Genomic DNA, 25,323 nt, shown 5'->3' with positions numbered 1-25,323 from the left:
GAAAGGAACCCCCACCGTGTCAGCACTCAGACGGCTGCTGCGGCGCCTGCGCGCCTCGACGGCCGTGCTCACGGGCCTCGTCCTGGCCGCCGGCGGCCTCGTCGGCACGGTCGCCGCGCCGGCTCACGCCGCGACCTCCGTCACCATCAACGGCGCCTCCGTCGGACGGACCTTCGACGGCGTCGGCGCGATCAGCGGCGGTGGCGGCAACAGCAGACTTCTGACCGACTATCCCGAGCCCCAGCGCAGCCAGATCCTCGACTACCTCTTCCGGCCCGGCTACGGGGCCTCCCTGCAGATGCTCAAGGCCGAGATCGGCGGGGACACCAACTCCACCTCGGGAGCCGAGCCGAGCCACCAGCACACCCGTTCCGACCTGAACTGCGACCGGGGCTACGAATGGTGGCTCATGGAGCAGGCCAAGGCCCGCAACCCGAACATCAAGCTGTACGGACTGGCCTGGGGCGCCCCCGGCTGGATCGGGGGCGGCAACTTCTGGTCCACCGACATGATCAACTACCTGGTCTCGTGGCTGGGCTGCGCCAAACAGCACGGGCTCGGTATCGACTACCTCGGCGGTTGGAACGAGAGAGGCTACAACGTCTCCTGGTACGAGCAACTGCGCAGTGCGCTCAACGCCAACGGCTACACCGGCGTCAAGATCGTCGCAGCCGACTCGGACTGGTCCGTGGCGAACGACGTCAACTCCAACCAGGCGTTCGCCGCAGCGGTGAGCGTCATCGGCACGCACTACCCCTGCGGTTACCGCTCCTCCCAGTCCAACTGCTCGGTGCCGTCGGCCGCCACATCGTCCGGCAAGCCGCTGTGGGCCAGCGAGAACGGCTCGGACGACTACAACGGGGGAGCACCGGCCATGGCCCGCGGCATCAACCGTGGATACATCGACGGCCGGATGACCGCGTACCTCAACTGGCCGGTGGTCGCGGCGATCACACCGAACCTGCCGTACCCCACCATGGGTCTCACGCTCGCCTCGCAGCCGTGGTCCGGCCACTACGCTATCGGCAAGAACACCTGGGTGATGGCGCACACCAGCCAGTTCACCGCCCCGGGCTGGAAGTACCTCGACTCCTCCAGCGGCTACATCGGCGGCAACCGCAACAACGGCAGCTATGTCTCGCTGAAGTCCACCAACAACGCCGACTGGTCCACCGTCATCGAGACGATGGACGCCGGCAGCGCCCAGACCCTGAACCTCAACGTCACCGGAGGCCTGTCCAACGCCACCGTCCACGTCTGGTCGACCGACGTCAACTCCGCCAATCCCGCCGACTACTTCGTGCACACCACGGACATCACCCCGTCCGGCGGCGGCCTCAGCCTGACCCTGCAGCCCCATCGCCTCTACACCCTGACCACCACGACCGGTCAGGGCAAGGGCACCGCGACCGCTCCCGCCCAGGGCGCCATGAGCTTGCCGTACAGCGACTCCTTCGACGGCAACGCCACCGGCACCGAGGCGAAGTACCTCATGGACTGGCAGGGCGCCTTCGAGGTCGCGGGCTGCGGCGGAGGACGCGGCGGCAAGTGCGTGCGCCAGATGAGCCCCCAGAAACCGATCACCTGGGACGCCCTGTCCGATCCGCACGCCCTGCTCGGTGACGTGAGCTGGAGCAACTACACCGTCTCGTCCGACGTGCTGCTAGAACAGCCGGGATACGCCGAGCTGATAGGACGCGCGAACGGGCAGGACTACAGCAGCACCGGCGGACTGAACGCCTACCACCTGAGGGTCAGCGACACCGGAGCCTGGTCGATCCTGAACTCCGGCACCAACGGCACCGTCTCCACCCTCGCCCATGGCACGACCGCGGCCCTGGGCACCAACCGGTGGCACACTCTCGCGCTCACCTTCTCCGGAACCTCCGTCACCGCCGTCATCGACGGTGCCACGGCCGGTTCCGCCAACGACCGCACCTGGGCCGGCGGACAGGTCGGCTACGCGACCAGCCAGGGTGAGACGGCACAGTTCGACAACCTCTCTCTCACCCCCGGCAGCGGCGGATCCGGCGGCGGCACGACCGCCCCGATCGTCGGGGCCGGCTCCGGCCGGTGCGTGGACGTACCGAACCAGTCCCAGACGTCCGGCACCCAGGTGGAGCTGTGGGACTGCAACGGCGGCAGCAACCAGCAGTGGACGAGCACCTCGGCCGGTGAACTGCGCGTCTACGGCAGCGTCTGCCTGGACGCCTCGGGGAGCGGCACCAGCCCCGGCACCAAGGTCGACATCCGGACCTGCGAGGGCGGCGGCAACCAGAAGTGGACGCTCAACGCCGACGGCACGATCACCGGCGCCCAGTCCGGCCTGTGCCTGGACGCCACCGGTGCGGGAACAGCCAACGGCACCCTGCTGGAGCTGTGGACCTGCAGCGGGGCCGACAACCAGAAGTGGGCACGCGAGTGATCCGGCGCCGGCCGCCGTCACCCCATCCCGTCAATGACGTGAGAGGTCCCGCATGACTTCCTCCCCCCTCCCCATCAGCCGACGCCGGCTGCTGGCGGCGACCGGCGCGGCCACGATCTACGGCCTGCTGCGGTTCGCCCCCGAGGCCGCCGCCACCGACGGCCCCGCGAGTTACACCGCGAGCTGGTCCTCCGTCGACCAGCACCCCCCGGCCCCGGCCTGGTTCAAGGACGCCAAGTTCGGCATCTACTACCACTGGGGCGCCTTCAGCGTCCCCGCGTTCGGCAACGAGTGGTATCCGCGCAACATGTACATCGGCGGATCGGCCGAGAACAATCACCACATCGCCACCTACGGCGACCCCTCGGTGTGGCCGTACAACAACTTCATCGACGGAGCCCGCGACAAGGCGGGCAACTTCGTGCAGTTCGCCCCCAAACCGGCCTCCCAGGGCGGCAATTGGGACCCGGACGCCTGGGCCCGGCTGTTCAAGTCCGCGGGCGCCAGATTCGCCGGCCCGGTCGCCGAACACCACGACGGCTTCTCCATGTGGAACAGCCGCGCCAACCCGTGGAACTCCGTCCGGCACGGTCCCCGGCTCGACCTCGTGGGGCTGCACGCGCAGGCCATCCGCGGGCAGGGGCTGAAGTTCATGGCCTCCCTGCACCACGCCTACCACTTCAACGGCTTCTACGACCACGTGCCGTCCCAGTCGGATCCGGCGCTCCGCGTTCTCTACGGGCAGCAGGGCTCGGACACGGAGAACAAGCTCTGGTACGACAAGCTGGCCGAGGTCATCGACTGCTACCAGCCGGACCTGCTCTGGCAGGACTTCGACCTCAACCTGGTGCAGGAGTCCTACCGGCTCCAGTTCCTCGCGCACTACTACAACCAGGCGGTCTCCTGGAACAAGGACGTGGCCGCGACCTACAAGGACGGGCTCAACAACAAGGGCGAGGTCTTCGACTTCGAGCGCGGCGGCCCGGCCGGGCTGCTCACCCCCTACTGGCTGACCGACGACAGCATCTCCTCGTCCAGCTGGTGCTACACGGTGGGCATCGGCTACTACTCGACGCAGGCACTGCTGCACTCGCTGATCGACCGGGTCAGCAAGGGCGGCACCATGCTGCTGAACATCGCCCCGATGGCCGACGGCACCATCCCCGCCGGGCAGCAGTCGATCCTGCTCGCCATGGGGGACTGGCTCGGCCGCTTCGGAGAGGCCGTCTACGGCACCCGCTCCTGGGCCAGTTACGGCGAGGGCCCCACCAAGATGGGCGGAGGCTCGTTCAGCGGACCGGTGGCCGGAAAACCCCAGGACGTCCGGTTCACCCGCAGCCAGGACAACAAGGTCCTCTACGTCACGGCGCTGGGCTGGCAGGGCGGCACCATGACCGTCACCACGCTGAACTCGAACCAGATCAACCTCAGCACCCTGACCGACGCCCAACTGCTGAACAACGCCGCCGGCACCTACACCAACCTGCCCACCCCGACCCAGGACGCCTCCGGCCTGCACCTGGCCATGCCTTCGTCGAACCCGCCGTTCAGCGCCCTGGCCTACACGGTCAAGCTCACCTTCTCCGGTGAGATTCCCGTCCTGGGCGCACCGGGCGGCTCCACGACCTGGGTGAAGATCGCCAACGTGACCAGCGGGCTGGCGCTGGACAGCGGGGGCAACGTCGCCTCCGGCTCCAACCTCAAGCAATGGAGCTACGACGGCAGTGCCAACCTGCAGTGGCAGCTCATCGACCTGGGCAACGGCTACCTCCGCATCATGAACCGCGCCAACGGTATGGCCGCCGACAGCTGGGGCAACTCCGCCAACGGCGCTCCCGCCCGGCAGGAGGCGTGGAACGGCGGCAACAACCAGCAGTGGTCGCTGGGCAGCCTGGGCGGCAACCGCTACCAGATCGTCAACCGGGGCACCGGCACCGCCCTCGACGGCAGCGGCAGCACCGCGGTGGGCTCGACGGCCGTGCTGTGGACGCCGAACTCGAGCACCAACAACGAATGGACCATCACCGGCGTGTGAAGCGCCGCGGCGATCGACCGACACCCCCCTCCATCCCCCGACCACGGAAGCAGGAGTGCATGAAACGCACACCGCTCTTTCTGTCCATCGCGGCGGCGATACTTCTCGTCCTGTCCGCTGCGGGCACCTCGTTAGGCCGCGGTCTCGGCGCGCCCGCCTCGGCCACCACCGCAGCCGCCGCGGCGACCGCCGGCTGTGGCAAGGCCCCGGCCCTGACGAGTGGCACCCACACGATCCAGAGCGGCGGCCAGAACCGCAGTTACATCCTGAGGGTCCCCGCCGGCTACGACAACAACCACCCCTACCGGCTGGTCTTCGGCTTCCACTGGCGTGGCGGCACGGCCAACGACGTCGACTCGGGCGGAACGGACGGATACAACTGGTCCTACTACGGTCTGAGGCGCCTGGCGGACAACGCGAACAACAGCACGATCTTCGTCGCCCCCCAGGGCAACGGCAACGGCTGGGCCAACCCCGGCGGCCAGGACGTGGCCTTCGTCGACGCCATGGTCAACCAGATCGAAGCAGGTCTGTGCGTCGACACCACCCAGTTGTTCGCCGGCGGCTTCAGCTACGGCGGCGGAATGTCGTACGCCCTCGCCTGCTCACGGGCGACGGTCTTCCGCGCGGTCGCGGTCTACTCCGGCGCGAACCTCAGCGGCTGCAGCGGCGGCAACCAGCCCATCGCCTACATGGGTCTGCACGGCCTCAGGGACAACGTGCTGCCCATCGCGTCGGGACGGGAACTGCGCGACACGTTCGTCCGCGCCAACGGCTGCACCCCGCAGAACCCGCCCGAGCCGGCCAACGGAAGCCTGACGCACATCATCACCACCTACTCCGGATGCAAGTCCGGATACCCCGTCGTATGGGCCGCGTTCGACGGAGCGGGCCACGACCCCGGCCCGATAGACGGTTCCACCGGTGACGGCTGGCGCACCTGGACGTCGGCAGCGGTGTGGCAGTTCTTCACCCAGTTCGGCTCGAACCAGCAGCCGCCTCCCTCCGGCAACCAGGAGATCATCGGCCAGCAGTCGGGGCGCTGCCTCGACATCAACAACTCCACGACCACCAACGGCACGCAGGCACAACTGTGGGACTGCAACGGCGGCTCCAACCAACGGTGGACCTACTCCACCGGCAAGCAACTGGTCGTCTACGGCAACAAGTGCCTGGGCGTCGGCCAGTCCGCGGGCAACGGCACCCCGGCGGCGATCGGGGACTGCGGCGGGCAGGCGGACCAGCAGTGGAACGTCAATCCCGACGGCACGATCACCGCAGCGCAGTCCGGTCTCTGCCTGGACGCGAGCGGCCAGGGCACCGGAAACGGGACGAAGGTCCAGTTGTGGGGCTGCTCGGGCGGTGCGAACCAGCACTGGCGCCTGAACTGACACACGAGGCCAGGACGGCACCGTGCCGTCCTGGCCCCGCGGTCAGGCCAGGCCGAACCGCTCGGCGTGGACCTGTTGGTGAGGAACCTCCAGCCTGCGCAGGGAGCCGAGCACGGCCGAGGTCATCGTGGGCGGGCCACAGACGTACACGTCGCGTTCGGTGATGTCGGGAACCAGAGCACGGAGACTGTCCGGCTCGAACGGCGCTGCCCCCTCGCCCCTGTGGCCGGTGAGCAGGTGCAGCCGCCCGCCACGGTCGGCGACGAGGTCTCGTACCTCGTCGACCAGCACGGCGTCGTTCTCGCTGCGCACCCGGTAGAGGACGACGATGTCGCCGGCCGGTTCCTCCTCCAGCAGGGCTCGGATCGGTGTGATGCCGACTCCTCCGGCGATCAGCAGGGTGCCGGGCTGCGTTCGGTGCAACGAGGTGAACGCCCCGTACGGGCCTTCCACGAACGCGCGACTGCCGACCCGAATGTGCCGCAGGCCGGCGCTGGTGCTGCCGACCGCCTTGGCGGTCAGACGCAACGTGCGGCCGTCCGGTGCCGCCGACAGCGAGAACGGATTCGCCAGCCACCAGTGGTTGTGCCCGGGAAAGCGCCAGATGCAGAACTGGCCGGCCCGGGTTGGCAGCCTGTCGAGGTGGCGGCCGGTGACGTGCACCGACACCACGTTGTCCGACTCCGGGACCACCGCGGTGACTTCAAATCGGTGGTAGGCGTTGCGCCACAGAGGCATGACGATCCGGCCCGTGACCAGGGCACCGAACGCAAACAACCACAGGGCCCACCAGTAGATTTCGGCGAGCGCGGAAGAGGTGAAGGTCGTGGTCTCCTGCAACTGGTGGACGAACGACAGCCCCAACGCCACGTACAGCAGCAGGTGGAGGCCGTGCCAGATCTCGTACCGCAGCCGCTGTCTCGCAAAGCGGGCAGAGACCGCGGCGACCACCACGACGATCGCCGCGGCCCCCATCCCGAGCAGGGAGGCCGGCACGTCGGCCAGCGAGAGGAACGCCTTCGTCATCGACGTGTCGCCGAGCCTCGCGAAGCCCAGCACCACCAGCGTGGCGTGGGTGAGGATGGTCCACAGCAGAGTGAAGCCGAGCCACCGGTGCCACACCGTCAGCCGGTCCATGCCGATACGGCGGTCGAGCCAGGGCAGTCGGGCCACCAGCAGCAGTTGGAACAGCATCAGCACGGCGGCGTGCAGGCCGAAGAACTTGGCGACCGTGAGCACCCCGTTCTGGCCGGTCCCGGCGGTGAGGGACAGGACCTCGACGATCACCAGATTGACGACGACAAACGTCCACAGCGCCCACCGCGCCGCGACGACCGGAGAGATGGCGCCTCGGGGCACCTGGGTATGTGTCGCTTCCACTGCTTCCTCTTCTTGTTCATGTGACGCGGGTTCTTGTTCATGACCGTTCTGCTTGCTGCCCGGCGGGTCTGTCTGCGCGGGTCAGCGCCCCTGGCAGCAGGAACCGCCGCGCGTCCGGCCGGCGCCCAGCACACCCATGCGCTGCGCCGCCTCGGCACCGGCCGGCGTGTCCCGTCTGTGACGCCGCGTCGTGGACCACCCGTCCGGAGACCAGGGTGTACCGGACCTTGGTGGCGCGGATGTCCTTCACCGGCACCTTGCTGATGTCCCGGTCGAGGACGATCAGGTCGGCCCGTTGGCCAGGCCGGACCATCCCCGAGCCGTCGCTGCCGACAGCCACCGCCTGTGCCGGCGCGCGGCCGTGGGTTGCGGTGCACACGCGCCCGTTCAGCAGCACGGTGGACACCCGCACCGGATGCCGTCCGGTCGCCGCCTGTGTGGCCGTTCCGGCACCGGCGACCGCGAGGGCGCCTGCCCCGGCCGCGGCCAGGAACGTCCGCCGCTGCAGCGGGCCGCCCGCGGCGGACGCGGAGGTGCCGTCGTAGGCATCTGGCATCTGATTAACTCCTCACCCGGCGGCTGTCCTCGGCTGCCGTCGCCGGGAAGGCTGATTGATTAAGGCTTTAACCACAAGCCGTACCAGGGCAGTTGAACAACACGAGGTAGCGATGACGATCTCGCGTGTCTGGCGGCGTCCCACGCTGGATGCCGTGGCCGCACATGCCGGGGTGTCCACGGCCACGGTGTCGAACGCGCTCAACGGCACCGGGCGGCTGTCCGAGGCGACCAGGCAGCGTGTACTGGCCGCGGCGGCCGAACTCGGCTACGCCCCGGCCGGCACGGCCCGGGCCCTGGCCCGCGGTGGCACCGGAGTGCTCAGCCTGACCCTGACGACCTACGGCGACCTGCCCGTCCCCTACACCGAGATCCCGTACTACGCACAGCTGGTGCTGGGTGCCATGGCGGCGGCGCACAAGCGCGGCTACCTGCTCCAGGTGATGCCGAGTTCGATGTCGCCGTGGATGTGGCTGAACACACCGATGGACGGCGTCATTCACGTCGAACCGCGCGCGGACGACCCGGTGCGCTCCATCCTGCGCGAGCGTGGCATACCGATGGTCTGCGGAGGCCGCCCACCCCAGCCGCACTGGTGCGACGCGTGGGTCGACACGGACTACGACGCATGCCTGCGTCTCCTGCTCGGCCACCTCGCGGAGTCCGGCGCCCGGCGGATAGGGCTCACCCTGCCCTTGCACGACGACGCCTACCCGCACCTGGTTGCAGACGCCTACCGGTCCTGGTGCGACGAACACCGCATGCCCGCCCTGGTGGAGGAGTACGACTCGCTGCCCGACTACTTCACGGCCGAACAGGACGCGGTCGCCCGGCTGCTCGACCACGATCCGCGACCGGACGCTGTCATCGGCGTCTACTCCGACTCCGGTCACAACATCCTTGCCGCCGCTCGTCACCGAGGACTTCGGGTGCCGCGGGATCTCCTGGTCGCGTGTATCAGCGAGGATCCGGACTACGCGACGACCACCCCGCCCGTCACCACGCTCAGCCTGCGCCCGGACCGGGTGGCGGACGCGGCGGTCGACCTGCTGATCGCCGTCATCAACGCCCGCGGCGGTGTGGACCGGCGCCGTATCGTGCAGCCGGAGCTGGCCCCTCGCCGGTCCACACGCAGCCCGGAGACGGACGCAGGACGACGGTGACGAGGACAATGGCCTGCCGCAGCCATGCGAGACACCATCAGCGCCCCGGTCACGGAAACGTCGTGACCGGGGCTCAGGATCAGGGCTGTCGCGGAAGGCGCCGACCGCCGCTGGTACCGCTGCTAGTTCCGGTACCGGAACACGATCCGGCCGCGCGTCAGGTCGTACGGCGGGAGCTCCACCAGCACCCGGTCCTCCAGCACGATCTTGATGTAGTTCTTGCGGATCTTCCCGCTGATGTGCGCGAGCACCTGGTGGCCGTTCTCGAGCTCCACGGTGAACATGGCGCTGCGCAGGCACTCGACGACCTTGCCCTCGACCTCGATGACGTTCCTGTTCTTCGTCATCGCACCAGCTCCAGGTTGCTGCTCATCGGCCGGGCGCCGATGCCCTCGAAGAGAGCCGAGGCCGCTTGGTTGGACTCCTGGACTTCCGTCCAGGCCGTGGCGAACCCGGAGCGGTCCAGCGTCCCCAACGCGTGGGCCAGCAGCGCCCGCGCGATGCCGCGGCGCTGCTCACCGGCCCGGACCGCGACCAGCCCGATGCGCGGCCGGTTCACCGTCACCACCCGGATCAGACCCAGATAGCGATCCGGCGCCGCGGCCACCGCGTACTTCGACGGGTCGACGATGGTGTCGCCCTCGGGGCGAGGGATCACCTCCGCGGGCATCGACTGCCACCCGACGGTCGCCTCGACTTCGTCACGGATCGCGCGGTCCACCGCCCGCAGCAGACTCACGTCCACCTGACCGGCAGGCACGATCGCCACGCCTGAAGGCGGCAGGACTTCGGCGAGCCCCGTGACCCGCGGGTCGGTCGGCACGACGTACTCCCACTCGCGGCGCCGGATCGTGAAACCGGCCCGCCGCCAACGGTCCGTCAACTCGACATCGGCTTCGTCGACCACCGTGTACAGCGGCTCCGGCAGTTCCGCCAGCATCGCCTCGGCGAGCCGGTCGAAGGTGGCGTCGTGCCAGGCGTCGATGCTGACGAACAAGCGTCCGTCGGGCCGGTGTTGCGCATGCCCGCGGCCGACCACCAGGTCGTCGTCCAGCGCATGCCATTGCCTGTCCGCGACGCGCGTGATCATCACCGCGTTATCGCTCAGGCCAGATGCGAAAGATTTTGTATCCATCGGAGTGTCCTTCCAGGAGTGCCTCGATCTCAGGCGCTCCTGGCGACACCGAACGTCAGCCGCCGGACCGTGACGGGTTGAGGGAGCACCCACGGGTAACTGTGTTCACGGGGCTCACCTCCATACGACGACTTCACGGTCCATCGCGAAAGTAGCAGCGGCACGCCGCCTCGCTCAAACCATTTCCTACGAGCTCGTAGCGCGACGACGTAGCGGAGACGGCACCGCGGTCACCGGCTGGACGGTGCACAGGCTCCGACAGCGAGTCGACGACAGCCCGGACCGCGGCTCTGCCGGCGGGCAATGAGCCCCGGCGGAGGTCGAGAACCACGACCTCGGCTCCCGCGGCGTCGCTGTCGGTGTCGGACGAGTGATCCAGGGCCCCGTCACCTGTATCGCTGCAGCAGTCCGTCCACATACGCCTTCAACCGTTCTCCCAGCACCTCGGACGTCAGATCGACCCGCCCCAGTTCACGCCACGGCCCGGCCAGCTTGGCCGCGTCGGGGCAGTAGTGCAGGGCGTCGAGCAGCCGCCAGTACAGGTGGTCGTGGCCGTCGGCGAGGTCGCGGCCGCCGTGTGCCTCGTACCGCTCGCGGAAGTCCAGCCCGTACGCGGGCCCGTGCAGCAGCGCGAGCGCGGTCGAGCAGTGCGCAACGTCGAGATCTGGAGGTCCCCACGAGGTCTCGACCCAGTCCACGACACCGGTGATCCGCAGCTTTGGCCCGACTCCCGTGAAAAGCACGTTCCCGGGGTGGAAATCGCGGTGCAGAAAGCAGCTTTCGTACGGCGGCGGGTCGCGCCGGATCATGTCCACGGCCCGCTCCCACAGGGGACCGTCCGGGGTGCGGACGTGCTCTGGGGACGTCCACGCCTGGTAGGGGCGCGGTTTTTCGGCCGGTACGACGCCGTGGACGCGGACGAGCTGGGCCGCGAGCAGGTCCAGGCGCCGGTCGAGGTCGTCCTCGTCCACGCGGACACGGCCCGGCAGCGCCGACATCAACAGGGTCGGATGGTCGCAGTGTTCGGCCGTGGCGTCCACGGCGACGAGTCCGGGCGCCGGGATGCTCTCCTGCCCGGCGAGCAGCGCCAGGACGGACGCCTCGCGGGCCAGCAGCCCGGGCCCGTGGCGGCGGAAGAACGGCTTCACGAAGGCCCGCTGAACCAGGGCCGCGCCGTCGTCAAGCGTGAGTCGGCGCATCTGGGAGCTCCAACCACCGGACAGGAGGCGTGAGTCGGCGACCGAGCGGCCGTGGGGAAGCTGTTTGGCCACCCATGCGTGCGTGGCTGACCAGCCACGGTTGTCGAGGCCGGTCAGCACCGCCTCCACGAACTCCCGCCGGTCGTCGCCGTGATCGCGGAACCACAGCCCCAGCTGGTGCTGCGCGTCCGGAACGTCGAACCGCGTGTACTGGGCGCGCGCTGCCAGCGCGTCCTGTACCGCCTCCGTCACCGCGGGCGGGACCACCGTGTCCGTGCCCGGAACGGCGAGCACGGCCCGGCCTTCGTACGTCCGCAGTACCTTGAGCGCCGACGCCTCCCGCCAGCTGTCCGGCCGCCGGATCATGCTGCTGAACGGGCCGTTCCCGTCCCCGAAGGGCACGTCCCACGCCTTGGCGGTGTACACGGCGGGTGCGCACAGCCCCAGCGCCGACACGCGATCCCCGTAGTGCCGGACAAGATCGGCCACCGTCTGCCCGCTCATGCTGAATCCCACCAGGACCAGCGGCCCGTCCACCCCCGCGTACGCATCGATCACGGCTACGGCCTGCTCGAACCGTCGCCGCAGGCTCAACTCGCTGAGTTTCCCGTTGCTTTCGCCGTGCCCAGAGAAGTCGAAGGCGATCCCTCGACAGCCGTGGGCCACGAACTCCCGCACCAGCGGAAGCAGTCGCTCCTTGCTGCTGGTGCCGGCTCCGTGCAACACCACAGTGGTGGCCCCGAACAGTTCACCGCCGTACACACCACTGAGCCGTTCACCGTCGTGGGCGTGCGTGAAGTCGAAGAGCATGTCCCCTATTCACTCACGCCGTGGTGTTCGACCTTCGGGAATGTCACTGCCGCCATCCGGCCTTGAGAGCCCTGAGACGTGCGACACCGAGTGGCTCACAGGGCGGATGGCGGATGCAGCCGACAGCGGAGTGCCGCCGGTCCGTGTCCGTATGACCCGTCCCCGCCCTTGACGTGCGATGCCGGTAACGGCGTGGGGCGGAGCTCAGGGGAAAGCCCAAGGACTCCCGTTCCATTCGGGAGTTACCGGCGCACCAAAGGGGCGATGAGTTGATCTTGATGCGACTTCGCACGTGGTCAGCACAGTGAAGCCGCAGTAAATGCGTACACCTCGCCCTGGCGGCCGGAACGGACCGCCGCAGATCGCAACGATCACGGCAGGGGCTCCGTCGCAGTAAATCCGCTATTTACTGCGGCAGTTGCGAACGCTTCTCCGTGATCGAGCATCCCCTCGAATGTGGTTCTGCTGTGCGGACTTGAGGGGAGGGGACTGTCAGTGCACGACGCGGACCAGGCCTGGCGCCAGGCTGTTTGCCGGGGTCATGCTCCCAGATCCTCCGTCACGGGCAGGCACTCGGCGAGCAGGTCGACGACGTCGCGCCAGGCTCGCTGCGCGTGCTGTGGGTGGTAGCCGACGCCGGGGACCACGGGGTGGTCGACCGGCGGGTGGTGGAAGGCGTGCAAGGCGCCGCCGTAGACCGCGAGGCGCCAGTCGATGCCCGCGGCCTGCATCTCAGCGGTGAACGCCTTGCGTTGCGCGGGCGGCATGATCGGGTCTTCCGACCCGACCCCGGCCCACACCGGGCAGCGAATGCGAGCCGCCTCGCCCGGTCGGCCCGTGGTCAGTGCGTTGACTGTGCCGATCGCGCGCAGGTTGACGCCGTCGCGCCCGAGTTCCAGCCCGACGGCGCCCCCGGTGCCGTAGCCGACGGCGGCGATCCGGTCGGGGTCAGTTCGCGGTTCGGCGCGCAACACGTCGAGCGCTGCATGGCCAATGCCCCGCATCCGGTCGGGATCAGCGAGCAGCGGCAGGCAACGGGCCAGCATCTCCTCGGGGTCGCGCAAATAGCGCCCGCCGTGAAGGTCGAAGGCCAGCGCTACGTATCCCAGCTCGGCGAGAGCATCGGCCCGGCGGCGCTCGATGTCGCTGAGCCCCATGCCCTCTGGTCCGAGCAGCACCGCAGGCCGGCGGTCGACACCGGCCGGGAGCGCGAGGTGCCCGATCATCGTCAAACCGTCCGCCGGATACTCGACCGTACGCGTCGTAATCGCCGTCATGAGACTGGACTGTAGTGATCGTCGAGCCCGGCCCGGCCGCTGTTCTGCCGCTGGCAGAACAGCGCGCGTGTCCCTCTGAAATGGGGGGCCGAGCCCTCAGGGCTTCAAGATCATCTCGTTGCCCCTTTGGCGCGTACCTCGGTCACACCCCAAGACTTCCCGGACCCGACGGCCCGGCACATGCATGCCAGGCCGCGGGTCGCTCAGTGCGGATAGTGTTCGGGCGCACCCGTGGCATCGCCCTCGTGGATCGCATCCACGATCCGCTGCGAGGGTGGGGCCAAAATACTCGTTCAGATCATGGCCCGAAGATCGCTGTCTGGGGCCGGAGAACTCGTTCCCGTGGGGCCAACAGACTCGTTCGAAGCCAGCCCCCTGCCACCGCGCCATACGGCCCCCCTCCCCGCAGCGGCAATCCCTCGCGGCAGAAGGCTCACCCGGCGCTACGAGGTTCACGGCGCCGGTACGGCACCGATCTGCTGCATCACCCCGAGGAGATCGGGCTGGCCCCGTTCGCCGACGATCCGGCCGTCGGCCAGGTAGTAGAAGTTCATGGCCTGCACCGAGATCTTGTTGCCGCTCGCCGGGACCCCGAAGAATTCACCGTCGTGGGTTCCCCGCATGGTGAACCGCGCGGCCACGGTGTCGCCTTCGGTGACCGTCTCCTCCAGCGTCCACTGGACGTCGGGGAAGGCGCTGCGCATCATCCCGATGACTTCCAAGTACCCATCGGGCCCCCGCAGTGGTTGCGGGTGGCTTGGCGCGTGGAACACCGCGTCCGGAGAAATAACCTCGCGGGCGAGATCCTCGTTGCCCGTGTTGATGAACTCGACGAAACGGTTCATCACTGACTCGGTGGACTGCGATGGCATCGTGCTGTGCCTCTCCAGAGACGTTTGGGCGGGTACCCGCGAGCGTAACATCGAATCGATGTTCACATCGATTCGATGTTCGCGTGGGAAGATGGACTCATGCTGGAACTCGCGATACTCGGCTTCCTCGCCGAGGGACCCCTGGCTGGACACGAGCTGCGCCGCCGCGTCTCCCAGCTGACCGGCTATACGCGGCCGGTCAGCGACGGCAGCCTCTATCCGGCGATCAATCGCCTGACCAGGGCGGGCTTGATGGAGCGGCGCGCCGACCCGGCCGCGGGGGCGGCCCGGTACGTGCTCAGCCTGACCGCGGCCGGACGGGCCGACATGCTTCAGCGCCTGCGCAAGCCCGCCGACCACGAGATCACCGACTTCACCCGGTTCTACGTCGTCCTGGCCTTCCTCTCCCACCTGCCCGACGTGGCCGAACAGCACGCGGTGCTGCGCAGACGGCTGGAGTTCCTCGAAGAACCGGCGAGCTTCTTCTACGACAACGAGCGGCCCCTGCGTGCCGAGGAGATCGCCGACCCCTACCGGCGGGGCATGCTGCTCACCGCCCGCGCCACCAGCCGCGCCGAACGGACCTGGCTGCGCGAGACCCTCGGCGAGGAACCGCCCGCATTCGACACCGCATGCACCGACAGCGATCCACATGCGCCCGCCGCTCCCGCGGGCTGACTGTCCACGGAGGTACCCCATGCTTGCTTCCTGGTACGACGCCCAGGGACCCGCCGCCGATGTCCTGCACGTCGGCGAACTCCCTGATCCCGTCCCCGGCCCCGGCGAGGTCCGCGTCCGCGTCACCGTCTCGGGCGTCAACCCCGGCGACACCAAGAAACGGCGCGGCTGGCTCGGCTCGTCCATGCCCTTCCCGCGGGTGGTCCCGCACAGCGACGGCGCCGGAGTCATCGACGCCGTGGGCGCCCAAGCCGACGTCCACCGCGTCGGACAGCGGGTCTGGGTATACGGCGCCCAGTCCTACCGCCCCTTCGGCACCGCCGCCCAGTACACCGTCGTACCCGACCACCAGGCCGCACCCCTGCCCGGCCACCTCAGTGACGAGCTGGGCGCGAGCCTCGGCATCCCCGGCATCACCGCCCACCGCGCCGTCTTCGCCGATGGCCCGGTCGACGGCCGACTGGTCCTGGTCCACGGAGTTCTCGGCGGCGTCGGCTCCCTGGCCGCCCAGCTCGCCCACTGGGCCGGCGCGACTGTGATCGCCACCGTCCGCCGCACCGCGGACCTCGACCGCGTCGACCCGGCCGTCGTCTCCCACGCCGTCGCCCTGGACACCGGCGACCCCGCCGCGGCCATTCGCTCGTACGCGCCGCGGGGCGTCGACCGGATCATCGAGGTCGCGCTGTCCGACAACGCCGATCTCGACAACGCCGTCGCCGCCAACAACGCCGTCATCGCCGCCTATGCCACCCGCTCGGACCGCACCGAAATCCCTTTCTGGCCGCTGCTGTTCAACAACGTCACCCTGCGGCTGCTCGGCAGCGACGACTTCCCCGCCGAGGCCAAGCGCCAGGCCGCCCGCGACCTCACCTCCGCCGCCGCCGTCGGCGCCCTCACCGTCGCCGTCGGCGACCGTCACCCGCTGGACGACATCGCCAAGGCCCACGACCACGTCGACGCCGGCGGTGGCCACGGCCGCATCCTGCTCACCATCCCCCGCCCGTCGTAGCCAGCTGCGCGCGTATCACGGACCGGCTCCAACTGGTCAGTCCGGGGGCGGGAGTTGCATCGTCAGCACTTTGAGGCTGTGTACGGCAGCCGCTGTGTATCGGCGCCGCCGGCCGGCCTGACCAGTGGGAGACAGGTGCGGCCACCCTGCCCGTTGGCCGGAGGCGTTCGAGATTCGGACGGGACGGACAGCGGCCGGTTCGCGCGAATCGCACTTTGCCGCCGAATGCGGAAGTTGGCACTCGGCTGCTGCCGGTGGCCGCGCAAGAACCGCTGGACCATCGCCGAGTGAGCTGGCGCGAGGACCCCAGACGGCATGCCGCACCTGCAGAGCCGGGCCAAGTGGGACGGGGACCCTGTTCGATCCGGCGGATGTCGGCGCGGATGTCGGAGACGATCCGGGCGCTGCCGCCCTCCAGAACGGCCGGACCGAGGCCGTGACCCAGGCGGCGCAGTCGGAGCCGGCTGGGTGGAGTTCGACGTCTTCACCAGCCGACTCACTCCGGCCATGCTGCGCGAGGTGCTCGTCGAGGCAGCCGGTCAACAGCGAGACGTCAGGAATGCGGAGCGTAATCGGCGGCGGACGAACCGTGCAGGCCGGACACGCCGTTGGCCCCGCTCGGTGTGCGGATTGCGGGCCAGTGGCCTTCCAGGGACGATGGAGCGACAGGCAAGCTCTGGTGCGGGTCGCGGACGAGCAGCAAGAAAACTTGAGCTGGTCGCTCCGCCCGGCGCGCGGGAGGAGCGGCAGCGTCATGGATCCCTTGAACACACTGAGTGATGCCGGAGTGTCGATCTGGCTGGACGATCTCAGCCGGGAGCGGCTGGTGTCCGGGAGCCTGGCGGACCTGGTCGCGCGGGACCGGGTGGTGGGGGTGACCACCAATCCGACGATCTTCGCCAAGGCGATCACGAGCGGCGATGCGTACGACGAACAGATCCGTGATCTGACGGCCCGCGGAGTTGGGGTCGGTGAGGCGCTGCGGGCGCTGACCGCAACCGACGTCCGGTGGGCGTGCGACGTGCTGCGTCCGGTCTACGACGCGACGGACGGCGTCGACGGGCGCGTCTCCATCGAGGTCGATCCCCGGCTCGCGCACGACACCGCGGCGACGATCGCGGAGGCGCGGGCGCTGTGGTGGCTGGTCGACCGGCCCAACCTGTTCGTGAAGATCCCGGCCGCGCGGCAGGGCCTGCCGGCGATCGCCGCGTGTCTGGCCGAGGGCGTCAGCATCAATGTCACGTTGATCTTCTCCCTGGCCCGCTACGACGAGGTCATGGATGCCTTCCTCGACGGGATGGAAGGCGCCCGCGATGCGGGCCGGGAGCTGTCCGGGATCGGCTCGGTGGCTTCGTTCTTCGTCTCCCGTGTCGACGCCGAGGCAGACGCACGCCTGGACAAGACCGGCACCGCACAGGCGGCCGGGCTGCGCGGCCGGGTGGCGATCGCCAACGCGCGGCTGGCGTACCAGCACTACGAGCGGGTGATCTCCTCGCACCGCTGGCAGGCTCTGGAGAAGGTGGGGGCCCACCCGCAGCGTCCGCTGTGGGCTTCGACGTCCGTCAAGGATCCCAGCTACCCCGACACGCGGTACGTGACCGAACTGGTCGCGCCCGGCGTGGTGAACACCATGCCCGAGGGCACCTTGCGCGCGGTCGCCGACCACGGCGAGGTGCCGGCCGACTCGGTACGCGGCCACTTCGACGACGCTGAGCGGGTATTCCGTGAGTTGCGGGCAGTCGGCGTGGATTACGTCGACCTCGTGCAGACCCTTGAGGACGAGGGCGTGTCGAAGTTCGACGCCAGTTGGGAGCAGCTCTCCCGGCAGCTCGCCGAAACTCTCAGCATCGTGCGCCCGGCGCGGACCGGGGGCTGATCATGACTGACAACAGCGCGTATGTGATCGTCGGAGCCAGTCTGGCCGGGGCCAAGGCCGCGCAGGCGCTGCGCGAGGAGGGATTCGACGGCACGTTGATCCTGATCGGCGAGGAGAGCGAGCGGCCCTACGAGCGGCCGCCGCTGTCGAAGGGCTATCTGATGGGCGAGGACGCCCGGGAGCAGATCTACGTCCACCCGCCCCAGTGGTACGCCGAGCACGACATCGACCTGCGCCTGGGCACGGCGGTCACCGCGCTCGACCCAGCGCCGCACGAGGTGACGCTCGCGGACGGCAGCCGCCTCGGGTACGCCGAGCTGTTGCTGGCCACGGGCTCCGCGCCGCGCCGCCTGTCGGTGCCGGGCGCGGAACTGGACGGGGTGCTGTACCTACGCACGGTCCAGGACAGCGACCGGATCAAGGAGGCCTTCTCCTCCGCCTCACGGGTGGCGGTCGTCGGGGCGGGCTGGATCGGCCTTGAGAGTGCTGCCGCGGCCCGCGCCGCCGGTGTGGAGGTCACCGTGCTGGAGAGGGCCGAGCTGCCGTTGCTGCATGTTCTTGGCCGCGAGGTCGCCCAGGTCTTCACGGACCTGCACCGTGACCACGGGGTGGACCTGCGTTTCGGAGTGCAGGTCACCGAGCTCACCGGCAGCGCGGGTACCGTCGACGGCGTGCTGCTGTCCGACGGCACCCGCATCGACGCGGACGCGGTCATCGTCGGCATCGGCATCATGCCCAACATCGGCCTCGCCCAGGCCGCGGGCCTTAAGGTCGACAACGGCATTCTCACCGACGAGCGGCTGCGCGCCTCCGTGCCCGGCATCTTTGCCGCGGGCGACGTCGCCAACGCCTTCCACCCCCTGCTGGACCGGCGCATCCGCGTGGAGCACTGGGCCAACGCGCTGCACCAGCCAGAGACTGCCGCCAAGGCGATGCTCGGCCGTGAAGCGGCCTACGGCCGGGTGCCGTACTTCTTCTCCGACCAGTACGACCTGGGCATGGAGTACGCCGGATACGCCGAGCCCGGCGGATACGACCAGGTCGTCTTCCGCGGCGATGTCGACGCACGTGAGTTCGTCGCGTTCTGGCTCGCACGCGGCCGGGTGCTGGCGGGCATGAATGTCAATATCTGGGACGTCACCGAACCGATCCAGGCCCTCGTACGTTCCGGCCAACAGGTTGACACCAGCAAACTCGCCGACCCACAGGTGCCCATCGAATCGCTCCTGCACAACGCTGAATAGTCGTCCCGGGCCCTTCCGGTCCCGCCCGAGGCCGGGAAAATCGGGGTGGTGGTGCCCGTCCGGAGGACGTCGATCTTGCTTGGTGCCGATCGTGAGCCCGTTGAATAGAGAGCCATCGACGAGCAGTGGCTCCGGACCGCGCAATCCGCAACTTCACAACACCCCCGAGAGCAGGTCCGGCTGCCCCTCTCACGGGCCTGACAGCGCTCCGCCTGCCCATGGAGGATTCCCGATGAACGACAGTGCCGTGCCCGCTCCCGCTGGTCCGATCGTGGTCGGCACGGACGGCTCCCCGCACGCCCGGCACGCCGTGCTCTTCGCTCTGCGCGAGGCACAGCTGCGCGGCACCGGTCTGCGGGCGGTCTGTGCCTACGACTACACCCCTGCTCGTTACACGGGCTACGGATGGATGGCGGTGCCGGAGGGCGACGGCGGCCTGTACGAACAGCTCCACGATGTCGCCCGGCAGGCGGTGACCGACACGGTCCACGAACTACGGCAGCAGCTCGGCGGGCCCCACGTGGAGGTGGAGATCCTCGCCGAGGCGGGCCGCCCGGCACAGGTTCTGCTGGACGCGAGCAAGGACGCCTCTCTGCTGGTGGTCGGCACCCGCGGTTCGGGCGCTTGGGGGCGCCTCCCCCTCGGATCGACCAGCACCGAGGTCGTGCACCACGCTCACCTGCCCGTCGTTGTCGTACCGGCAGACTCTCGCGGCGCCCCTCCCGATGTGTCAACGAAATGACCACGTCCACAGTCCGCCGCCTGGCTGCGGCGGGTGCGGGTGCGACGAACTCCGTGGAGATCTCGGGGTTCTGGGAGGAGCGCAGGTGACTCCCTTGCTCCGGGCGCTGTCACGGATGCCCTGGCTATGAGGCTGCTCGGATGTGGACTCAGTCGCGATCCGCCCATCTGCGGTGAGCCGGACCACGGCCGGGGGGCTGCTGTGGCTCCGGCAGATCGGGGACAGCGGGTAGCGGCCCGCTGCAGGGGACGTCCTTGGTCACCTTCAACGGGCTGCCATGGTGGTGGATCCCAAGCTCCATGCCCGCCAGCAAGGTGTATCTGGCCTGCTGGTGGGAGATGTCCACGCGCACGCAACGCTGGCGGACCTGCATGGCGAAAGCCACCCGACTGATGTGCTCGGGCAGTCGCGGGGCGAAGGACAGGGCTCCTCTCATGAGACCCATCTGACCTGCTGTCACTTTTCCCCGCGTCTCGGGGGAACCTCACCGCGACAACCAAGCGATCGGTGTGGAGGACCTGGCGGTCAACGGACTGGCGCGCACCAGACTGGTGAAAGGTGTGCATGACGCGGGCTGGGCGCAGTTCGTGCACATGCTGGATTACAAAGCGGCAGGTACGGCCGGACCGTGGTCAGGATCGGCCGGTTCACTCCGACCAGCCAGGTCTGCTCGGAGTGTGGGGCCAAGGACGGCGCCAAGCCCCTGCATATCCGGGAATGGACCTGTGCCGCCTGCGGTGCGGTCCACGACCGGGACCACAACGCCGCGAAGAACGTGAAAACGGCCGCCGGACTGGCGGTGACAGCCTGTGGAGCTCAGGTCAGACCAGGACTCGTCCCGGCACAGCGCGACGAAGCACGTAGCCACGGCTTCCTGTCCGAAGACCGTGCCGCTACGCGGCACGGTCTTCGGACAGGAAGGCCAGAATCCTCGGGCTTCAGCCCGAGGAGCAAGTCAACGCTGTGCGGTTACGGCGGCGCGGGTGAACTGCCACCAGTTGACATTGAACAAGTAGCCGCTGCCGCCGCTGAACGTCAGGTAGAGGTCATGGGTTCCCGTCACGCCGCTCACTGGGCAGGTCACCGTGGTCCAGGCCTGCCAGCCACCGGTGTTCGGCACACCGCACCGGCCCACGATCGACCCGCTCGGACTGTCCAGGCGCACTTCGAGGGTGCCGCCGCTGGTGGCCGAGGCGACGCGTGCGGCGAGGGAGGAGGCGCCGGCCCCGAAGGCCACTCCCTTGACCTTGGTGTAGTCGCCGTTTTCGATCCAGCCAACGTCCATTCCGCCGTCACTGGTCCATTCGGTCTCAATCCCGGAACCCCAGGCGATCGTCTCGGCCTCCTGGCGTACGTACGGATCGAGCGGGCCGGCCTGCGGAGCACCCGTGCTCGTCATGTTGATCGTCGGGATCGTTCCGTCAGGGTTGTAGGAGAACTTCTCCACCGCGACCGAGCGGGTGAAGCCGCCGCCGCCCGCGAGCGCGCCGTTGTGATAGAAGAAGTACGAGTTGCCCTTGAAGTCCACGATCCCCGGGTGGTTGGTGAAGCTGCCGCCCTGGGCGGGCATGACGGTTCCCCGGTAGGTCCACGGCCCGGTCGGGCTGGGTGCCGTGGAGTAGGCGATGAACTCCTGGCAGCACTTGGCCGCATACACGATGTAGTACAGACCGCCCCGTTTGTAGACCCAGGGTCCTTCTTCGTACAGCGTGGGACGGTCGGGGTTGTCGGTGCGGGTGCCGAATCCCGCGGTGGTGAGCGGGATCCTGGTGGGGCTGCCTGAATAGGACGTCATGTCGGCGTTCAGCTTGACGTACCACAGGTTGGGGTTGCCCCAGTACAGGTAGGCCTGACCGTCGTCGTCGATGAAGACGGTCGGGTCGATCTCACTGTTCTCCACCAGCGGATGGCCGAGGGCGTCCCGGAACGGGCCGGTGGGGCTGTCCGCCACCGCCACGCCGATGGCGAACTGGCCGGTCGCCCGGACCGACACCGGCACGTACCAGTAGAACTTGCCGCCCCGTTCGACGGCCTGGCCCGCCCACGCGTTGGCGCCCGCCCAGCTGAAGGTGTCCAGGCTGAGCGGTGAGCCGTGGTCGGTCCAGTTGACCATGTCGGCGGAGGACCACACCCGCCAGTCCTTCATCACGAAGGAGGTGGAGCCGTCCTCGTCGTGCCCGGTGTAGAGGTAGACCCGTCCGTTGTACACCAGCGGGGCCGGGTCGGCGGTGTAGACGTGCTGCACGATCGGGTTGTCGGCCCTGGCCGCCGTGGGATGCACCGCGGCGGGAAGGACGGCGAACGCCAATATGAGGATCAGCCCCCAGATTGCCCGGGCGAGTCTCGTACCGGTGGCGGGTGATCTCACTGCGGTCGGGTGAGCCGTTGGCCTGTGGACGGCGGTACTGGCCATGGTGTGGTCCTTCCTGGTGTTGCGGGTCGGGGACTGAGCAGCTGGTCAGATGCGGGGGAGGGACGTTGCTGTGCTCGGGGTGTGGTCAGTGCGAACCGTGCGATGCCGACGGAGCCGCCGAGTGTCTGCGTGGCGTAGTTGGTAAGGGCGAAGCGGTAGCCCATGAAGAACTGCCAGGTGTTGCCCATGGTGAACGCGGGCCCCAGGCGGGTGAAGTTGGTGCCGTCGGTGCTGTGGGAGAAGGTTCCCGGACGGGAGGCGCCGGGGCGGATGTCGGCGGCCGCGCGCAGCCGGATGCGACCACCCGTGACGTTGGCGCTTGCGACTTCGGTGCCGGTGGTGTTCCAGTTGCTGTCCATGGTCAAGCCGTTGACCATCACTAGCCGTGTTGTGCCGCCGTCTTGTTTGATGCCGATCCACGCGGAGGAGTCGCGCAGCAGGGCGAGTCCGGCCCGGTCGCCGTCGCGCATCGTCGCGTAGTCCAGCTGGATGGTCGCGGTGGAGGTGGGTCCCTGAATCAGGTGGGTGAGGGTATTGCGGGCCCAGTACAGGTCGTTGGTGACGTCGCGGTGCGCAGGGCCAGGCCGTTGTTGACGGACCACTTGCCGTTGTCCGGATTGTGGTTCCATTTCCCACTTCGGTTTCACGGTCGTTCCGTCGAAGGTGTCGACGCCGGCCAGTGGGGTGACCTGACGGGGTGGGGGGCGGCAGGACGGGGCTGGGATACGACGTGCCCCAGGCACCGCCTACGAGTTGGACGACGGGCCAGCCGCGCCAGGCCTAACACGAGGACCACGGCCGCGCGGCACAGGCGCGGGCGCGGGCATGGTGCGGATGACGTCACACGAAGCTCCAGGAGGCGATCGGGGTTCGCCGCACGAATGCCAGGTGCGCCCTTCCAAGTCCGGCACTTGGCGTGTGGGGGAGAGCCTTACTGGTACGGATGATGCGGGTGCTGTCATGCCTGGCATGTGTGCCATGCGCAAGCCGCTTCGGCCGGGACGTGTTCGACACTGCGAACATGGACCGAGCCTTCGGACGGCGTAGATCGTAGGAGTTGAGAGCGGACAGCGCAAGATCCTTGTAGGCGAACAAGTCAGGTCCTGCTGCGGACAGTTGTTCTCCTTTTCGTGGACCCATTCGTGTCAATTCCGAACAGGTGATCCCTCCGGGGGTTGGCTCGGTGCTGCCTGGCAGCGAACCAACTCATCCTCCGGAGGGATCGTGAAGAAGTCTGACAGGGAGATCATGGAAAGCTTCGAGGCTCTCGACGCCACCGAGTGAGCGCATTCGGCGGCTGCGCCGGCGGGGGTCGATCCGAAGACCGTGCGCCGGTACGCACGAATGAGGGACGCGGGTCGTCCCACGAGCGGTCCGGTGAGTCGGCCGAAGGCGATCGACCCGTTCATGCCGAAGATGGCCTGGAAGACCTCCGCCCGCGCGGACGCCGCCCTGGTCCTCACTTCCCTCGAGTACGCGCCGGCCAGCCGCGAGGTCACCCCCGGCGAACTCGTCCACCATGCCGATCACGGCACGGCAATACACGTCTATCAAGCTCACAACACGCCTGCTCAGAGCAGGAGTTCAAGCGTGCATGGGCTCGGTCGGCGACTCCTTCGACAATGCCCTGGCGGAGAGCCTGTGGATGCTGGTCAAGACCGAGTGCATCCGCGGACGGACCTTCGACACCAGGGCCGAGGCGAATCTCGCGCTCTTCGAGTACATCGACGGCTTCCATAACCCCCGCCGCATCCAAAAGCGGCTCGGCTACCTCAGTCCCATCGAGTTCGAAGAGAAGCACTACGCCGACCAGGCAGCGGCCGAACCAGTGAACCTGAAAACACTCAACCCGCCCTGACCCGCTAGTCAGTCACTCCCGCGCAGCGGGGGAACCTCAAATCCTGCTACGAGCGCGGTCCAGGTCCCGGCCAGTGAGGCGATATGCAGGCCGTCGCGCGTGTTGCGCTCCAGGTTGGCCAGATCCATCATCGCGGCCTCGCCGAGGTAGTCGTAGGCCAGGCGCAGCTGGCCGACCTCGGCGGCCATCACGGCTTGACTGCCGGCGGACAGCGAGGAGTCCCGGACCGTGAGCGGTACGTAGTAGGTGAAGTTGCGGTCTTTCTCCTCCCTGGTGAACGCGTCGCCGCGCAAGTGCATGGCCAGGACCAGGTCGGCCTGTTTGATCACCTGTTTGCGGTACAGGTCGAAATACGGGAAACGCAGCAGCAGCGCGTAGCGGTCCGCCGGCGAAGTCCCACACCTGGTGGGAGGTGAAGCCCGCGGACTGCTCGTGCACGCCGAGCTCCTTGTTGAACGGCAACACGATCCGTCGGGCGGCATCGCGCCAGGCCGCGGTCTCCTCGTCGTCCACGCCGAGCGAGGCGGCCAGGTCGGGGTGGCGCTCGGCTGGGTCGGCGGCCGCGGGCAGATTCTGCTGGGCCATCACATTGGTGTAGGCGTTGTCGTCGGCGATCGCGCTGTACTCGTCAGGCCCGGTGACGCCGCGGAATACACAGGGTATCCCGGCCCGCCCTCTGGAGCGCGCGCCCGCCGCCCCGCACGCGGCCGGATCCGGCGCAGGGGTGAGAAAGGCCGTTGACCGGCTTGCCCGGTTCGGCGAGCGCGGCCGCGAACCAGTCGTCGGTGAGGGCGTCGTAGGCGGCATCACCCAGGTAGTCTCTCTGCCCTCAACCCACGGGCACCTCTGCCCAACGGCAGGTTCCGCCGGAGTGCACCTGGACTCCGCATCGGGCGGACAGGGCGGTGACGATGTCGAGGCCCCGCCCGTGCTCATCCGGGTCGGACATGGACGTGGACGGCCCGGCCGGTGCTACGGGGCCGGTGTCGTTCACTTCGACGCGGACGGCACGGCATCCGTCGGCCGCGGCCCGCGACACGCGCAACGTCGCCGGGGGCAGGGCATGGACGACCGCGTTCGTGAGCAGCTCCGAGACCACCAGGAGGACGTCGTCGGTGCCCTCGGCGGACAGGTTCCAGCCGTTGAGGACTGCGGCTACGCGCTGGCGCACAGCCGAGACGGCCCTGGCGGCGTGCTGGAGCGGAAAGACGTGTTCGACTTCCCAGCGAAGCGCGGCGCTGGGCGGCGCTGCAGTCATGTG

The 25,323-nt window shown here is 68.8% G+C and carries 21 protein-coding genes and 2 pseudogenes; 11 read left to right on the top strand and 12 right to left on the bottom strand.

Features of this window, described 5'->3' with window-relative positions; all coding sequences use genetic code 11:
- Nucleotides 1-16: 16 nt before the first annotated feature.
- The 3 genes from OG870_RS02590 to OG870_RS02580 are packed head-to-tail and all read left to right on the top strand — an operon-like array spanning nucleotide 17 to nucleotide 5,851.
- Nucleotides 17-2,425: a ricin-type beta-trefoil lectin domain protein gene (locus OG870_RS02590; RefSeq protein ID WP_327690564.1), complete on the top strand. Its 2,409-nt coding sequence runs from the start codon at nucleotides 17-19 to the stop codon at nucleotides 2,423-2,425.
- A gap of 52 nt (nucleotides 2,426-2,477) precedes the next feature.
- Complete coding sequence (locus tag OG870_RS02585) at nucleotides 2,478-4,460, top strand: alpha-L-fucosidase (RefSeq protein WP_327690563.1); 1,983 nt, start codon at nucleotides 2,478-2,480, stop codon at nucleotides 4,458-4,460.
- Nucleotides 4,461-4,519: 59 nt separating this feature from the next.
- The gene (locus OG870_RS02580) at nucleotides 4,520-5,851 is read left to right on the top strand and encodes a ricin-type beta-trefoil lectin domain protein (RefSeq protein ID WP_266593947.1); all 1,332 of its coding nucleotides are present in this window, start codon (nucleotides 4,520-4,522) and stop codon (nucleotides 5,849-5,851) included.
- A 42-nt stretch (nucleotides 5,852-5,893) separates the two neighbouring features.
- Here OG870_RS02580 and OG870_RS02575 read toward each other — a convergent pair whose 3' ends face one another.
- A complete protein-coding gene (locus OG870_RS02575; RefSeq protein WP_405626443.1) occupies nucleotides 5,894-7,231 on the bottom strand; it encodes a ferredoxin reductase family protein in 1,338 nt (445 codons plus the stop codon).
- A gap of 37 nt (nucleotides 7,232-7,268) precedes the next feature.
- Nucleotides 7,269-7,787 carry an amidohydrolase family protein gene (locus OG870_RS02570; protein ID WP_266845336.1) on the bottom strand — a complete coding sequence of 173 codons (519 nt, stop codon included), beginning with the start codon at nucleotides 7,785-7,787 and terminating at the stop codon, nucleotides 7,269-7,271.
- A gap of 112 nt (nucleotides 7,788-7,899) precedes the next feature.
- On the opposite strand from OG870_RS02570, the gene OG870_RS02565 reads away from it, so the two are divergent.
- A complete protein-coding gene (locus OG870_RS02565) occupies nucleotides 7,900-8,949 on the top strand; it encodes a LacI family DNA-binding transcriptional regulator (protein ID WP_327690562.1) in 1,050 nt (349 codons plus the stop codon).
- Nucleotides 8,950-9,071: 122 nt separating this feature from the next.
- Here OG870_RS02565 and infA read toward each other — a convergent pair whose 3' ends face one another.
- From infA to OG870_RS02540, 5 genes are all read right to left on the bottom strand, one after another.
- A complete protein-coding gene (infA, locus tag OG870_RS02560; RefSeq protein ID WP_266524701.1) occupies nucleotides 9,072-9,296 on the bottom strand; it encodes a translation initiation factor IF-1 in 225 nt (74 codons plus the stop codon).
- Nucleotides 9,293-10,084, bottom strand: a complete 792-nt coding sequence (locus OG870_RS02555) for a GNAT family N-acetyltransferase (RefSeq protein WP_266524703.1) — start codon at nucleotides 10,082-10,084, stop codon at nucleotides 9,293-9,295. The genes infA and OG870_RS02555 overlap by 4 nt, the downstream gene beginning before the upstream one ends.
- A 386-nt stretch (nucleotides 10,085-10,470) precedes the next feature.
- Entirely contained in the window at nucleotides 10,471-12,093 is a 1,623-nt protein-coding gene (locus OG870_RS02550) for an alpha/beta fold hydrolase (protein ID WP_327690561.1), read from the bottom strand.
- Between the two features lie 539 nt (nucleotides 12,094-12,632).
- The gene (locus OG870_RS02545; protein WP_266524707.1) at nucleotides 12,633-13,370 is read right to left on the bottom strand and encodes a dienelactone hydrolase family protein; all 738 of its coding nucleotides are present in this window, start codon (nucleotides 13,368-13,370) and stop codon (nucleotides 12,633-12,635) included.
- Nucleotides 13,371-13,822: 452 nt separating this feature from the next.
- Complete coding sequence (locus OG870_RS02540) at nucleotides 13,823-14,215, bottom strand: ester cyclase (protein ID WP_266593954.1); 393 nt, start codon at nucleotides 14,213-14,215, stop codon at nucleotides 13,823-13,825.
- Nucleotides 14,216-14,341: 126 nt separating this feature from the next.
- Here OG870_RS02540 and OG870_RS02535 point away from each other — a divergent pair, with 126 nt between their 5' ends.
- The 5 genes from OG870_RS02535 to OG870_RS02515 all read left to right on the top strand — a co-directional run bounded on the left by OG870_RS02535 (nucleotide 14,342) and on the right by OG870_RS02515 (nucleotide 19,791).
- The gene (locus OG870_RS02535; protein ID WP_266593952.1) at nucleotides 14,342-14,920 is read left to right on the top strand and encodes a PadR family transcriptional regulator; all 579 of its coding nucleotides are present in this window, start codon (nucleotides 14,342-14,344) and stop codon (nucleotides 14,918-14,920) included.
- A gap of 19 nt (nucleotides 14,921-14,939) precedes the next feature.
- Nucleotides 14,940-15,929, top strand: coding sequence for an NADPH:quinone reductase (locus OG870_RS02530; protein ID WP_327690560.1), 990 nt, complete (start codon nucleotides 14,940-14,942; stop codon nucleotides 15,927-15,929).
- A gap of 754 nt (nucleotides 15,930-16,683) precedes the next feature.
- The gene (gene tal, locus OG870_RS02525; RefSeq protein WP_327690559.1) at nucleotides 16,684-17,805 is read left to right on the top strand and encodes a transaldolase; all 1,122 of its coding nucleotides are present in this window, start codon (nucleotides 16,684-16,686) and stop codon (nucleotides 17,803-17,805) included.
- Between the two features lie 2 nt (nucleotides 17,806-17,807).
- On the top strand, nucleotides 17,808-19,049 hold the full coding sequence (locus tag OG870_RS02520) for an NAD(P)/FAD-dependent oxidoreductase (RefSeq protein ID WP_266845307.1): 1,242 nt from the start codon (nucleotides 17,808-17,810) through the stop codon (nucleotides 19,047-19,049).
- A gap of 232 nt (nucleotides 19,050-19,281) precedes the next feature.
- The gene (locus tag OG870_RS02515) at nucleotides 19,282-19,791 is read left to right on the top strand and encodes a universal stress protein (RefSeq protein WP_266845305.1); all 510 of its coding nucleotides are present in this window, start codon (nucleotides 19,282-19,284) and stop codon (nucleotides 19,789-19,791) included.
- A gap of 148 nt (nucleotides 19,792-19,939) precedes the next feature.
- Here the strand turns inward: OG870_RS02515 and OG870_RS48005 are convergent, their stop codons facing one another.
- Nucleotides 19,940-20,227 (bottom strand): glycosyl hydrolase family 65 protein, encoded by a 288-nt coding sequence (locus OG870_RS48005; protein ID WP_354006202.1) that lies wholly within the window; start codon nucleotides 20,225-20,227, stop codon nucleotides 19,940-19,942.
- 52 nt (nucleotides 20,228-20,279) lie between these two features.
- Here OG870_RS48005 and OG870_RS02510 point away from each other — a divergent pair.
- A pseudogene (locus tag OG870_RS02510) lies at nucleotides 20,280-20,659 on the top strand (RNA-guided endonuclease TnpB family protein); the annotation flags it as partial.
- Nucleotides 20,660-20,746: 87 nt separating this feature from the next.
- Here the strand turns inward: OG870_RS02510 and OG870_RS02505 are convergent.
- Nucleotides 20,747-22,111, bottom strand: a complete 1,365-nt coding sequence (locus OG870_RS02505) for a glycoside hydrolase family 43 protein (protein ID WP_266593407.1) — start codon at nucleotides 22,109-22,111, stop codon at nucleotides 20,747-20,749.
- 44 nt (nucleotides 22,112-22,155) lie between these two features.
- A complete protein-coding gene (locus OG870_RS02500; RefSeq protein WP_266927469.1) occupies nucleotides 22,156-22,833 on the bottom strand; it encodes a hypothetical protein in 678 nt (225 codons plus the stop codon).
- Nucleotides 22,834-23,798: 965 nt separating this feature from the next.
- On the opposite strand from OG870_RS02500, the gene OG870_RS02495 reads away from it, so the two are divergent.
- Nucleotides 23,799-24,062 (top strand): IS3 family transposase, encoded by a 264-nt coding sequence (locus OG870_RS02495; protein ID WP_405626454.1) that lies wholly within the window; start codon nucleotides 23,799-23,801, stop codon nucleotides 24,060-24,062.
- Between the two features lie 38 nt (nucleotides 24,063-24,100).
- Here the strand turns inward: OG870_RS02495 and OG870_RS02490 are convergent.
- Nucleotides 24,101-24,707: pseudogene (locus OG870_RS02490) on the bottom strand (family 65 glycosyl hydrolase); the annotation flags it as partial.
- 184 nt (nucleotides 24,708-24,891) lie between these two features.
- The gene (locus tag OG870_RS02485) at nucleotides 24,892-25,320 is read right to left on the bottom strand and encodes an ATP-binding protein (protein WP_266592724.1); all 429 of its coding nucleotides are present in this window, start codon (nucleotides 25,318-25,320) and stop codon (nucleotides 24,892-24,894) included.
- Nucleotides 25,321-25,323 lie beyond the last annotated feature (3 nt).

This window comes from Streptomyces sp. NBC_00461 (assembly GCF_036013935.1).
Classification (GTDB): Bacteria; Actinomycetota; Actinomycetes; order Streptomycetales; family Streptomycetaceae; genus Streptomyces.
Note: the sequence above shows the minus strand (reverse complement) of the source record. Positions and strands in the feature narration are given on the sequence as shown.